Source organism: Gordonia asplenii, assembly GCF_012933505.1.
In the GTDB taxonomy this organism is placed as follows: Bacteria; Actinomycetota; Actinomycetes; order Mycobacteriales; family Mycobacteriaceae; genus Gordonia; species Gordonia asplenii.
Map to the genome: position 1 here is coordinate 43,372 of NZ_JABBNB010000002.1, position 15,112 is coordinate 58,483.

Sequence of the window (15,112 nt, forward strand, 5' to 3'; positions counted from 1 at the left end):
CCGATCGCCCGATGCCGTCGATCGTCTTCAACTATCTCGGCGTGGCGGGCGGCCGCGACACCGCCGACGTCATTCCGTTCACCACCGCCGATGCGCCGTCGTTCCCCGGCTCACCGGCCGGCGGCATGGCCGCGCAGGCGGCGCTGACCATCAACGCCGGCGTGCGCTCCGTCGCGGGAGCACGCCGACTCGTCGCAACGATGACCTTCCCGACCGGGGTGCTCTCCGAACACGACGTCGCCGACATCGCGACGCGGTGGTCGGCCGAACTCGCCGACATCGCCGCATTCGTCGAAGACGGTGGCACACCGGGACTTTCACCGTCCGACGTCCCGGCGAGCGGCATCACGCAGGCCGACCTCGACACCCTCGCGACGCGCTACCCGGGCGCCGACGTCTGGCCGCTGTCGCCGCTGCAGGGCGGTCTGTACTTCCAGTCGGAACTGGCCTCCGAAGTCTCGGGCGCCATCGATGTCTATGTGGCACAAGCGGTTCTGACGCTGGGCAACGGTGTCGACGCCGATCGACTGCGCGCCGCCGGGCAACGGGTTCTCGACGAGCACCGGGTGATGCGGTCCGGCTTCGTCACCACCGCGAGCGGCGCGGCCGTCGCGGTGGTCGCCGACACCGTCGAATTGCCGTGGAGCGTCATCGATCTCGGTGACGTCGACGCGGCGAGCGTCGCCGCGCGAGTCGCCGAGATCACCGACGAGCAGCGCGTACTGCCCTTCGACCTCACGCAACCGCCGCTGCTGCGCTTCGTCCTGGTGCGCCACGGAGATTCGGCGACCCTCATCGCCACCAACCACCACCTGATCCTCGACGGATGGTCGGGCCCGCTGGTCTTGGCCGACGTGCTCGCCGTCTACTCGACGGGAAACACCTACACCTCGCAGGCGGCCGGTCCGGGCGCGGGCGACTTCGGTGACTACCTCAAGCTGGTCGCCGCCCGCGACGACGACGCCGCAGCCGGCGCGTGGAGCAAAGTCCTTGCACCGGTGGAGGGTCCGACGCTGGTGAGCACCGGCGTCGCGGCCACCGACGGACTGCTGCCGCGCGACTACGAGATCTCGCTGCCCGCCGATCTGACCGAGGCACTGGCGGCCGCGGGGCGCAGCCACGGCGCCACCCTGTCGACCGTCCTCCAACTAGGCTGGGCGCTGCTGTTGTCCCGGTTGACCGGAAACCAGGTGGTCACCTTCGGTGAAACCGTCTCCGGTCGTCCCGCCGACCTCGACGGCGTCGAATCGATGATCGGCCTGTTCATCAACACCCTGCCGGCCGTCGTCGACGTCGACCCCGCGGCGAGCATCGGGGAGGTGCTGGGAAAGCTGCAGGCCGACAAGATCGCGGTACTCGATCATCAGCATCTGAGCCTGTCGCAGATCGCCACCGCAACCGGAGTGCCCATCGGGTTCGACACGCTGACCATCCACGAGTCCTATCCGGTCGACGCCTCGTCGTTGGAGAGCGCCGACGCATCCGTGCCCGGCGGCCTCGGCATCACCGACGTCGCGCTGAGCGACTCCACGCACTACCCGCTGAATATGGTGACCGCACCCGAGGGCGACCGGCTGACGGTCCGGCTGAAGTACCTGCCGGGTGCCTTCAGCGATGAGCAGATCGCCGTGTTCGCCGACTGCGTGCTGAGCATTCTCACCGCGATCGCGGCCGACGCGTCCACGCTCATCGCCGACGTGCCGCTGGCCTCCGCGGATCAGATTCGGGCGAGCCTGCGCAACTCCGTCGGCGCCGATGCCACGGTTCCCGCCGGAACGATCGCCGATCAGGTCGCGGCACAGATCGAGCGCACCCCGGACGCCACCGCGTTGTGGTTCGAAGGCCGCGAGGTCTCCTACCGGGAGTTCGGCGCGCGCGTCAATACCCTTGGGCGCCAACTTATTTCGCTCGGCGTAGGACCCGACGTCGCGGTCGCGGTGGCGATCGGCCGGTCGGTGGAGATGATGGTCGCGATTCACGCGATCGTGGCGGCGGGCGGCCAGTACGTCCCGATCGACACCGATGCTCCGAGTGATCGCGTGCAATACATGCTCGAGACCGCGGACGTCGCAGCTGTACTGGTGGCGTCACAGGATAAGCCCACTGGCGCCGTCGATGCGGCGTCGGCTGCCGCGCTGCCGATCATCGGAGTCGATGCGGCGTCGGACGTCGACCTTTCGACGCCACCGATCACCGATGCGCAGCGGCGTGCGCCGGTGTCATCGGACAATGCCGTCTACACACTGTTCACGTCGGGGTCGACGGGGCGGCCGAAGGGTGTGACGTTGTCGCATCGCGCGGTGGTCAACCGATTGTGGTGGGGCTTGGACGAGCTGCCGATCGACGGTTCGGACGTGGTGGTGCAGAAGACTCCGTACACGTTCGACTGTTCGGTGCCGGAGTTGTTCGCGCCGTTGATGATCGGCGCCCGGCTGGTGGTGTTGCGAGCGGGTGGTCATACCGATCCGCTGTATGTCGCCGATGTGATCGAGCGGACCGGGGCCACGATGGTCCACTTCGTGCCGTCGATGCTGTCGGTGTTCACCGAAATCGTAGGGCGCGAACGTATTTCGGCGATGTCGTCGGTGCGGATCGTGTCGACCACCGGTGAGGCGCTGCCGCCCGCGGTGGCCGCCGAACTCCGCGCCGCGCTGCCACGGGTGCTGTTCTACAACCTTTACGGTCCCACCGAGGCGGCCGTCGAGATCACCTTCGAGCGCATCGACACCGTCGCACCGCACGATACGTCGGTGCCGATCGGTGTGCCAGTGTGGAATTCGTCGACCGAGGTGCTCGACGCTCGGCTGCGTCGAGTGCCGGCCGGGGTTCCCGGCGAGTTGTATCTCGGCGGTGTCCAACTGGCGCGCGGGTATGCCTCGCGTGGCGATCTGACCGCCGACCGGTTCATCGCCGATCCGTTCGGTGTGGGGGAGCGGTTGTACCGGACGGGTGACCTGGTGCGGCGAACCGTCGACGGCAACATCGAATACCTCGGCCGCACCGACTTCCAGGTGAAGCTGCGCGGTCAGCGGATCGAGTTGGGTGAGATCGAATCGGTGCTGGCGTCGGCGCCGGGTGTGGTGCATGCGGCCGCGACGGTCGCCGACGGTCCGGGCGGGTCGCAGCATCTGGTCGGCTACGTCGCACCGTCGTCGGTCGATCTGGTGGCGGTGAAAGATGCGGTGGCGCAGGCGTTGCCGGGCTACATGGTGCCGTCGATCTGGATGGTCCTCGACGACATCGCGTTGAACACGGCGGGCAAACTGGACCGGAAGGCGTTGCCGGAGCCCGATTTCGGTGCGGTGGCCGACGAGTTCGTCGAGGCCGGGTCGGCGCAGGAGCAAGCACTGGCCGAGGTGTTCGCCGACGTGCTCGGCGTCGAGCGGGTCAGTGTCACCGAGTCGTTCTTCGATCTCGGCGGCAACTCGCTGTCGGCGATGCGGGTGGCCGCGCGGGCCGGCGAGGCGCTCGGCGTCGAGGTGTCGGTGCGCGAGCTGTTCGAGGCGCCGAGTGTGCGCGCGTTGATCGCGGCGTCGGCGGGGAACTCCGCCGCGGTGGCGCCGGTCACCGCGCTGGTGCCGCGGCCGGATCCGGTTCCGCTGTCGTTCGCCCAGCAGCGGATGTGGTTCATCAACCAGTTCACCGCGTCCGCGTCGGCGGCCTACAACCTGCCGATTGTCGTGCGTCTCGCTGCGTCGGATCCGTCGCGTCGCGTCGATCCGGTTGTCGTCTGGGAATCGATCATCGACGTCCTGGGCCGGCACGAGGCCTTGCGCACTGTTTTCGAACAGGCGGCTGACGGCGAGCCGGTCGCCCGGCTGCAGAGTCTGAACACCGCCCGGTCCGAGCTGGACTGGACTCACACGTCGGTCGCCGACGACTCGGCGGCCCGCGAGGTGATTGTCGAGTTGGTCACCAGGCCGTTCGATGTGTCACGGCAATTGCCCGTGCGCGCAGCGCTGCTCGACGTCGAGTCGGGCGATCAGTTGCTCGTCGTGGTCTTGCATCACGTCGCGGCTGACGGAGAATCGTTCACACCGTTGCTGGCGGACGTCTTGACGGCCTACGCGGCCCGCGCCGCCGGGCATGTGCCCGGATGGGCGGCGCTGCCCGTGCAGTACGCCGACTTCGCGCTGTGGCAGCGTGACGTGCTGGGCGATGTCGCCGACAGCGGGTCGCTCGCCGGACGGCAGGTCGACTACTGGCGTCGCCAGCTGACCGCGTTGCCGGACGTGCTGGGGTTGCCGACCGATTTCACCCGTCCGCCGGTCGCGTCGATGGCGGGCGGCTCGGTGCCGTTGGCGATCTCGGCGAAGGTACGGTCTGCGGTCGCGGAATTGGCCAAGCGGCATGGCACCACCGAGTTCGTCGTGGTTCATGCGGCGATCGCCGCGCTGTTGGCGCGGTTGTCGGGGACGTCGGACATCGCGGTCGCGATTCCGATCGCCGGACGCAGTCAGCCGGTGCTCGAGCCGCTTATCGGCATGTTCGTCAACACCCTGGTACTGCGCACCGACATCAGCAGTGCGATGTCGTTCGACGACCTGATCGTGCACGTCGCCGACGTCGATCTCGCCGCCCTGAGCAACGCCGATGTGCCGTTCGAGGCGGTCGTCGACGCGGTGAATCCGGTGCGATCGGAAGCGTTTGTGCCACTTGCCCAGACGCTGTTCACTTTCGACCAGCACGAACCCGCGGCCGTCGAGTTGGACGGACTCACCGTCACGCCCGTAGATCCGGGTGCGGTATCGGCGAAGGCCGATCTGAATTTCGTGATCGGCCGCGCCGCGGACGGCGGCTACCGTGGTGAGCTGATTTTCGCCACCGATCTGTTCACCGTCGCGACGGCGGAGTCGATCGCAGCCCGAATGGTCACCTTGATCTCCGATGCCGCGGCGGCACCGCAGCGGCCGATCGGCGACGTCGACCTGGTATCGAGTGCCGAGCGGGCCGCCCTGGCCGCGTTGCCCGCGCCGATCGTCGACACCGTGAACGCCGGGCGCTCACTCGGTGAGCTGTTCGCGGAATCGGCGAGCGCGCACCTCGGCTCGCCTGCCGTCTCGGCGCTGGACGTGACGCTGTCCTACGCCGAACTCGATCGTCGGTCGTCGGCGATCGCCGCGGCACTCATCGCACGTGGCGTGCGACCCGGTGATCTGGTCGCGGTGGCAACCGCACGATCGGTCGATCTCGTCGCCGGCATCCTGGGTGTCCTCAAGTCCGGTGCCGGCTATCTTCCGCTCGATATGTCGAACCCGATCGAACGGTTGGCGTTCATCGTGGGCGATGCGGCGCCGGCCGCGGTCATCGCCGATGCATCGACCGCGGAATCGGCGTTGTGGGATCGGCTTACCGCCGCGACCGACTTGCTGACCGTGGATCAGCTGGTCGACGGCGATGCGAATGCGGCTGCGCGGCTGCCGAGGGTTCCCGCGGATTCGCGAGCCTATGTGATCTACACGTCGGGGTCGACCGGGCAGCCGAAGGGTGTCGAGGTGACGCACCGCGACGTGGTGACGTTGATGGACGCGGCGTCGGGCGAATTCGACTTCCGCGCCGACGACGTGTGGACGATGTTCCATTCGTACGCGTTCGACTTCACCGTGTGGGAACTCTGGGGGCCGCTGCTGCATGGCGGGCGTCTGCTGGTGGTTGATCGCGACGTGGCGCGTGACGTCGATTCATTCTTGGAGCTGATCGCGACCGAGCGGGTGACGGTGTTGTCGCAGACTCCGTCGGCGTTCTACCAGTTGGCGCAGGCACGTCGCCGGGCGCCGCGGGAATTGTCGTTGCGCTACATCGTGTTCGGCGGCGAGCAGCTGGGCTTCGAGCACGTACGCCGCTGGTATGACGATTTCCCGGCCGATACGACCGCACTCGTCAACATGTACGGCATCACCGAGACAACTGTGCACGTCACGTTCCGGGCGCTGGATCCGACGGTGGTGTCGTCCGACGACGCCAGCTTCATCGGGCGGCCGCTGTCGTCGCTGGCGATCCATATTCTGGACGACCGGCTGGCGCCCGTTCCGTTCGGTGTTCCCGGTGAGATGTATGTCGCAGGCGGTCAGCTGGCGCAGGGGTACTTGAATCGGGCCGGACTGTCGGCGACACGATTCGTCGCCGATCCGTTCGGTGGCCCGGGGTCTCGGTTGTACCGGACCGGCGATCTGGCGCGCCGGGTCCTGACGAGCGGAGCGACGGGGGATCTGCCCGGAGAGCCCGGATACCTGCCGCCGACCGACATCGAGTACCTCGGCCGCGGTGATGCGCAGGTTCAGTTGCGCGGCTTCCGCATCGAGTACGGCGAGATCGAGGCCGCATTGCTCGGTTCGGCGGGTGTCATCGGTGCCGCCGCTCGCGTGATCGACGTCGCGGGACGCGGTGAACAGTTGGTCGGCTACGTGGTGGGCGAGGCGGGAATCGAACTCGATACCGCCGTGGTGCGCTCGGCGACCGGATCGGTCGTGCCGGGGTACATGGTGCCCGATGTGGTGATGGTTCTCGATCGGCTGCCGCTGACGGCGAACGGCAAGCTCGATCGGGGCGCGCTGCCGCTGCCGACGTTCGTGGGTGCCGGCACCGAAATGGTGTCCGCAGCCACCGACGTGGAATCCGCAATCGCCGACGTCTTCGCCGATGTGCTTGGGCTGGAGCAGGTTTCGGTTGTCGAGTCGTTCTTCGATCTCGGCGGCAACTCGTTGTCGGCGACTCGGGTGACCGCACGTATCGGCCAGGAACTGCGGGCCGATGTGTCCGTGCGTGACTTGTTCGACAACCCGTCGGTCCGCGAGTTGGCAGCCGCGGTCGTCGCGGGGAGCGGCAATCTCGCGCCGGTGGTCGCGGTGGTGCCCCGGCCCGACCGGGTGCCGCTGTCCTTCGCGCAGCAGCGACTGTGGTTCCTCAACCGACTCGATCCCAGCGACGCCACCTACAACGTGCCGATCGTGCTCCGCCTGACCGGCCGTCTCGATGAGCCGGCCATGCGCGCGGCGTTGGCCGACGTGGTGGCCCGCCACGAAGTCCTTCGCACGACGTTCCCCGAGTACGACGGCGAGCCGCACCAGTACGTCCACGCAGTATCGGAGATCGCCGCCGGTCTGGGGTGGCGCGCGGTCTCCTCGCTCGATGAGATCACCGCCGAGGTGGGCCGCGGATTCGATCTGACGATCCAGTGGCCGCTGCGAATCGCATTGTGGCGAATCAGTTCTGATGAGCACATGTTGGCCGTCATCGGTCATCACATCGCGATGGACGGTGAGTCCCTGCGGCCACTGGTGACCGACGTCGTGACGGCCTACGCGCAGCGTTGCATCGGCGTGGAGCCGCAGTGGGCGCCGTTGGAGATCCAGTTCGCCGACTTCGCGCTGTGGCAGCATCGCGAACTGGGCAGCCCGAACGACCCCGATTCGGTGGTCAGCAGGCAGCTGTCGTATTGGACCCGGCGCTTGGCCGGGCTGCCCGGCGTGCTGGACTTCCCGACCGACCGTCCGCGGCCGCTGGTGGCGTCGAGCCGCGGCGCCCTGGTTCGCGGCGAACTGCCTGCCGAGCTGGGTGCGCAACTGCGCCGCTACGCTTCGACGCGTCGGGTCACCCCCTTCATGGTGATGCACGCCGCCTGGGCGGCGGTGATGGGCCGGGTCGCCAACGCCGCGGATGTGGCCATCGCGACACCCGTCGCGGGCCGCGGTACCGCAGCCCTCGACCCGCTCGTCGGCATGTTCGTCAACACGCTGGTGCTCCGCGCCACCGTCGACGGCGGGGATTCGTTCGACGCATTGGTCCGCCAGGTGGCCACCGGCGACCTGGACGCGTTCGCGCACGCCGACGTTCCGTTCGAGGCGGTCGTCGACGCGGTCAAGCCCGTCCGTTCGGAGGCTTTCGCACCTCTCGCGCAGGTGGCGCTCAACTTCAACCCGGGCGCCGGCGCAGAAGAAGGCGTCGACATCGCCGAATTGCGCTTGGACCTCGTCGATCCGGGCGTGGTCAACGCGCAACTGGATCTGTACCTCACCGTGCAGACCGCTCCGGACGGCGACGACTGGGATCTGGGGCTCAGCTATGCGACCGATATCTTCGATGAGTCGACGGTGCGCAGCTTGCTCGGCTGCCTCGTCCGGGTGCTCGGTCAGGTACTGGCCGACCCGTCGACGCAGATCGGCGACCTGTCGATTCTGGACGAGTCTCAGGAACGCGAACTCGTAGCATTCGAGCACGGCCCACAGGTCGATGTCCGCCAGCAGTTGATGGTGGATGTCATCGCCGAGCAGACCGTGGCGACCCCGGACGCGGTCGCCCTGGCCTACCTCGATCGCGAGCTGACCTACCGCGAGTTCGCGGCGCGTGTCGCGACCATGGGCCGGGAGCTGATCGCACTCGGTGTGGGGCCGGAAGTGACTGTGGCACTGTGTATTCCGCGCTCGATCGAGATGGTGCTGGCGATCCACGCGGTCGTCGCGGCGGGCGGGCAGTACATGCCGATCGCGACCGACGCCCCGGAGGATCGGGCCGGTTACATGCTCGACGTCACCAGCTCGGCGCTGCTGTTGGTGTCCGATCCGCAGGTGGGCGCACACGTCGCGGCCCTCGCCGTCGAACGCGGGCTGCCGGTGATCACCGTCGACGCGTCGACGCCGGTCGACGAGTCGGTCGCGCCGATCACAGACGTGGAACGCATTGCGCCGCTGCGGCTGGACAACCCGATGTACACACTGTTCACGTCGGGGTCGACGGGCCGGCCCAAGGGCGTGACGACACCGCACCGGGGTATCAACAACCGCCTGTGGTGGGGTGTCGGCGCGATGCCGATCGACGGCGCCGACCGGGTGCTGTTGAAGTCGCCGTACACCTTCGACGTGTCGCTGGCCGAGCTGTTCGCGCCGCTGATGGTCGGTGCACGGATCGCGATCCTGGAACCGGGCGTACACACCGAGCCGCTTACGCTGGCCGCGGAGATCGCGCGCCTGGGCGCCACCACCGCGCACTTCGTGCCGTCGATGGCGTCGGTGTTCTTGGACATCGTCGGCGAGGAAGGTGTCTCGGCGCTGACGTCGCTGCGGATCATCTCGATGACGGGTGAGGCGCTGCCGCCGACGATGGCCTCGACGATTCGCCGGTGGCTGCCGAACATCCAGTTGGTGAACCTGTACGGGCCGACCGAGGCGTCGGTGGAGATCTCCGGAAAGGACGTCGTCGAGATCACGCCGAACGATCCGACCGTGCCGATCGGGCCGGTGGTGTCCAACGGCGCGGTCGCGGTGCTGGACCGACGGTTGCGCCGGGTGCCGGTCGGCACCGCGGGTGAGCTGTACATCGGCGGCGTCCAGGTGGGCCGCGGCTACGCGGGACGCGCCGATCTGACGTCGGACCGCTACGTCGCCGACCTGTACGGCGAGCCCGGCGCGCGGATGTATCGCACCGGTGACCTGGTGCGCTGGAACGCGCGCGGCGAACTGGAATACCTGGGGCGCACCGACTTCCAGGTGAAGTTGCGCGGCCAGCGCGTCGAACTCGGCGAGGTCGAGACGGTCATCGGTTCGGTGCCCGGCGTCGTGCATACCGCGGCGACGGTGCTGCCGTCGGCGACCGGTGATCAGCTGGTCGCCTGGGTCGCACCGGCCTCGTCGGTGGACATGGCCGCGATCGAGTCGACCCTGGCGCACGCACTGCCGGTATACATGCGGCCGACGGCCTGGGTGGTGCTCGACGAGATGCCGCTCAACCCGTCCGGCAAGGTCAACCGCGGTGTGTTGCCCGCGCCGGTGTTCGAGGTCGCCGAGTATGTGGCCCCCGTCGGTGAAGCCGAAGAGCTGGTCGTCGGTGTCTTCGCCGATGTGCTTGGCGCCGAACAGGTTTCGGTAGTCGAGTCGTTCTTCGATCTGGGTGGTAACTCGCTCTCGGCGACACGCGTCGCCGCTCGCGTCGGTCAGGTGCTGGGCCGCAGCGTATCGGTGCGCGACCTGTTCGACGCGCCCTCGGTGCGTGCGCTGGTCGTCGCCGTCGCGACGCATGGTGCCGCGTTGGCGCCGATCACGGCGGTCGTGCCGCGCCCCGATCGCATTCCGTTGTCGTTCGCTCAGCAGCGGATGTGGTTCATCAACCGGTTCGAACCGGAGTCCCCGGTGTACAACCTCCCGACCGTGTTGCGGGTATCCGGATCGCTGGATGTCGCGGCGGTGGGCGCGGCGGTCGCCGACGTCGTCGCGCGGCACGAGGTGCTGCGGACGTCGTTCCCGGCCGTCGACGGGGTTGCGCACCAGTTGGTGGGCGCGGTCTCGGAGCTGGTCGACCGGCCGGTGTGGCAGGTGGTGTCGTCGCAGGCGGAGGTCACCGCCGCAGTGCTGTCCGGCTTCGACGTCACCCGCGAGTGGCCGATCCGGGTGCGGCTGTGGGCCGACGCCTTCGGGCCGGGCGAGCACGTGCTCGCGGTCGTGGCTCACCACATCGCGTTCGACGGCGAATCCCGTCTGCCGATGGTGTCCGATCTGGTGACCGCGTATGTGGCCCGGGCCGGCGGGGCTGCGCCCGAGTTCGCGCCGTTGGCCGTGCAGTTCGCCGATTTCGCGATGTGGCAGCACCGGGTGCTGGGCTCGCCCGACGACCCCGAGTCGGTTGCCGGCCGGCAGTTGGGCTACTGGCGCACACAGCTGGCCGGAGCTCCCGATGTGCTCGAGCTGCCCGCGGATCGGTCGCGGGGGGTCGCCGCGTCGCATCGCGGCGGTGTCGTCGAGTTCGAGATCCCGGCCGCGGTGGCCGAGCGTGTCGCGGACGTCGCGCAGGCCGAGGGTGTCACGCCGTTCATGGTGGTGCATGCGGCGCTGGCGGTGCTGTTGGCGCGTCTGTCGGCGTCGCAGGACATCACCGTGGCGACGCCGGTGGCCGGCCGTGGCCAAGCCGTGCTCGACCCACTGGTCGGCATGTTCGTCAACACGTTGGTGCTGCGGACCCAGATCGATTCGGCAGCCTCGGTCGCCTCCCTGCTGGGCGAGGTGCGTTCGGTGGATCTGGGCGCCTTCGCGCATGCGGACGTGCCGTTCGAGACGGTGGTCGACGCCCTCGATCCGGTTAGGTCGGAGGCGTTCGCGCCCCTGGCGCAGGTGCTGCTGTCCTTCGACCCGGCCGCCTCGGCCGGCGACGCCGACGTCGCGGTGGGCGACCTGCGGATCGCGCCGGTGAGCTTCGAGGAAGCGCCCGCGCAACTGGATCTCTACATCACGGTGTCGACGAGCGGAGCGGATGCCGCGTGGTCGGGTTCGGTGATCTTCGAACGAGATCTGTTCGACGCGGACACGGTTGAGACGATGATGCGCCGCTTTGTCGCCATGCTCGACGCGATGACCGGCGATCTGACGCGCAGTATCGGCGATCTGCCGCTGCTGGGCGCGGACGAGGCGACCCGAGCGGTCGGCTCCGAACACGGTGCCGTGGTCGACATTCCGGCCGGGACTCTCGCGGATGTGGTTGCCGTGCAGGCGATCCGGACCCCGGATGCGACCGCCCTGGAGTTCCAGGGGCGTGGTGTCTCCTACGCCGAGTTCGCGGCTCGGGTGAATTCCCTTGCCCGGGAATTGATTTCGCTCGGCGTCGGCCCGAATGTCGCGGTGGCGCTCGCGTTGGGTCGCTCGGTGGAGATGGTGGTGGCGATTCACGCCGTCGTCGTCGCCGGTGGACAGTACGTGCCGATCGACACCTCGGCGCCGGCCGAACGCGCCGCCTACATGATGGACACCGCCGCGGTGGCCGTATTGCTGGTCACGGATCGAACAGCGGTGGCCGACGTGGTCGCCGCCGCCGATCAGCGCGCGCTGCCGGTGCTGACGGTCGACTCGTCTGGCGCGGTGGACATGTCGGTGCCGCCGGTGTCCGACGCCGATCGCAACGCGCCGTTGCGTCTTGATGATGCGGTGTACACGTTGTTTACGTCGGGGTCGACGGGTCGGCCGAAGGGTGTGACGTTGTCGCATCGTGCGGTGGTGAATCGGTTGTGGTGGGGGTTGGATGAGTTGCCGATCGATTCGTTGGATCGGGTGGTGTTGAAGACGCCGTATACGTTCGATGTGTCGGTGCCGGAGTTGTTCGCGCCGTTGATGGTGGGTGCGACGATGATCGTGTTGCGTGATGGTGGGCATTTGGAGCCGTTGTATGTGGCTGAGGTGATCGAGCGGTCGGCGGCGACGATGGTGCATTTCGTGCCGTCGATGTTGTCGGTGTTTGTTGAGGTTGTCGGGGTGGAGCGGATGTCGCGGATGTCGTCGGTGCGGATTGTGTCGACGACGGGTGAGGCGTTGCCGCCTGCGGTGGCGGCTGATGTGCGGTCGGCGTGGCCGGCGCCGGGAGCGCAGCGAGCGGGCCGGGATTCGGCTCAGCCGGACGTTCTGTTCTACAACTTGTATGGTCCGACGGAGGCGGCGGTGGAGATCACTGCGGAGCGGATCGGGGCGGTTGATGCGGGTGCGTCGTCGGTGCCGATTGGTGTGCCGGTGTGGAATTCGTCGTCGCTGGTGTTGGATTCGCGGTTGCATCGGGTGCCTGATGGTGTGGCGGGTGAGTTGTATTTGGGTGGTGATCAGTTGGCGCGTGGGTATGCGGCGCGGCCGGATTTGACGGCGGAGCGGTTTGTGGCTGATCCGTTCGCTTCGGGGGCGCGGTTGTATCGGACCGGTGATTTGGTGCGGCGTCGGGGTGATGGTGTGTTGGAGTATTTGGGTCGCACTGATTTCCAGGTGAAGTTGCGTGGTCAGCGGATTGAGTTGGGGGAGATTGAGTCGGTGTTGGCGTCGGCGCCGGGTGTGGTGCATGCGGCGGCGACGGTGGTCGACTCCGCCGACGGCGGGCAGCATCTGGTGGGTTATGTGTCGCCGTCGTCGGTGGATGTGGAGGCGGTGAAAGCTGTTGTGGCGCAGTCGTTGCCGGTGTATATGGTGCCGACGGCGTGGGTGGCGTTCGATGATGTGACGCTCAACAGTGCGGGCAAACTCGACCGCAAGGCGCTGCCCGCACCGCAATTCGGTTCGACGGCAACGGAATTCGTCGCACCTGCCTCGACTGAGGAGCAGGCGTTGGCGGATGTGTTCGCCGACGTGCTCGGCGTCGAGCGAATCGGCGTGACCGAGTCGTTCTTCGACCTGGGCGGTAACTCGCTGTCGGCTATGCGGGTTGCGGCGCGGGCCGCCGAGGTGCTGGGTGTCGAGGTGTCGGTGCGCGACCTGTTCGAAGCGCCGACCGTGCGTGGTCTGCTCGCGTCGGTCGCGGGCAACGCTGCCGCGTTGCCGCCGGTGACCGCGGTGGTGCCGCGGCCGGATCGCGTGCCGTTGTCGTTCGCTCAGCAGCGGATGTGGTTCATCAACCAGTTCACCCGGAGTGCGGCCGCCGCGTACAACCTTCCGTTCGCGGTGCGGCTGGTGTCGTCGGATTCGTCGCGGCGGGTGGACCCCGCGGCGGTACGCGCGGCGCTCATCGACGTGATCGAGCGGCACGAGACGTTGCGCACCAGGTTCGTCCAAGACGTCGCCGGAGATGTTGCGGCGCATGCTGTTTCGGCCGATGAGGCGCGGTCGGCGCTGGAGTGGGCCGAGCCCGTCGCGGCTGACTCGGCACAGGCGTATCAGCTGGTGGTGCAGTGGGCGACGCGGCCGTTCGACGTGTCGGTGGATCTGCCGTTGCGGGGCGGGTTCATCGACGTGGGCGGGAACGAGCAGATTCTGGTGCTGGTCGCCCATCACATCGCGGCCGACGGTGAATCGTTCGGGCCGCTGCTCGCCGACGTGTTGACCGCATACGCGGCGCGCGCCGCGGGGGTCGCCCCCGAGTGGCAGCCGCTGAGCGTGCAGTACGCCGACTTCGCGTTGTGGCAGCGGTCGGCGCTCGGCGACGTCGCCGATGCCGACTCGATCGCCGGTCGTCAATTGGCCTACTGGCGAGACCAGTTGGCCGGTCTGCCGGATGTACTGGCGTTGCCGACCGATCGGCCGCGGCCCGCGGTCGCGACGATGGCCGGCGGTGCAGTCGAGTTCACCGTTCCCACGGTGGTGCGTAGCGCGGTTGCCGAGCTGGCACGCCGGCATGGAACCACGGAGTTCGTGGTGGTTCACGCGGCGATCGCCACGTTGCTGGCGCGGTTGTCGTCGACGTCGGATATCGCCGTCGGCACGCCGATCGCCGGTCGTGGGCAGGCGGTGCTCGACCCGATCGTCGGCATGTTCGTCAACACCCTGGTGCTGCGCACGCAGATCGGTGCCGCGATGTCGTTCGACGACGTCGTCGCCGACGCCGCGCGGGTCGACATGGCGGCACTGGGCCATGCGGACGTCCCGTTCGAGGCGGTGGTGGAGGCGGTGAATCCGGTGCGCTCGGAGGCGTTCGTGCCGCTGGCGCAGACTCTGTTCACCTTCGACCAGAACGACCCGCAGCCGATCACCGTCGACGGGCTGTTGGTGGAGCCGATCGATCCGGGTGCGGTTGCGGCGAAGGCCGATCTGAACTTCGTGGTGGGACGCGGCGCCGACGGTGACTACGTCGGATCGTTGATCTACGCCACCGATCTCTTCGACGAGTCGACCGCGGCGTCGATCACGAGCCGGTTCGTCACGTTGATCTCGGCGCTGGCGCAGGCGTCGTCGACGGCGGTCGGTGACGTCGATGTGCTGAGCGACGCCGAGCACGCGGCGCTGGCGGCTCTGCCCGCGCCTCGGTCCGCTACCGTGCACGCGGGTCGGGTGCTGACCGACCTGTTCGCGGATTCGGTTGCGGTGCATGCCGATTCGGTTGCGGTGTCGGCGGCCGGTCAGTCCTTGTCGTATGCCGAACTGGATCGTCGGTCGGCTGCGGTGGCGGCGGGGCTGGCGGCACGTGGCGTCGGAGCGGGCGATCTGGTCGGCGTGGCGACGTCGCGGTCGGTCGATCTGATCGCGGCGATCGTCGGCACGTTGCGGGCGGGCGCGGCGTATGTCCCGCTGGACACCACCAACCCCGAGCAGCGGCTGGCGTTCATCGTCTCCGACGCGGCTCCGGCGGTGGTGCTGGTCGACGAAGTCACCGCGGGCCTGCCGATGTGGCAGCGCGTGGGTGACGAGGTCAACGTCGTCGACGTCGCGGAGCTGGCCGCCGCGGGCGC

Annotated in this window: 1 protein-coding gene (cut by both window edges); it reads left to right on the forward strand. The window is 68.3% G+C overall.

The whole window is internal to a non-ribosomal peptide synthase/polyketide synthase gene (locus tag HH308_RS02495) on the forward strand: the coding sequence, 48,393 nt in all, runs 16,162 nt past the left edge and 17,119 nt past the right edge, and what appears here is coding positions 16,163-31,274, spanning codon 5,388 (partial) through codon 10,425 (partial); the first codon wholly inside the window starts at nt 3. Both codon boundaries (start and stop) fall beyond the window edges.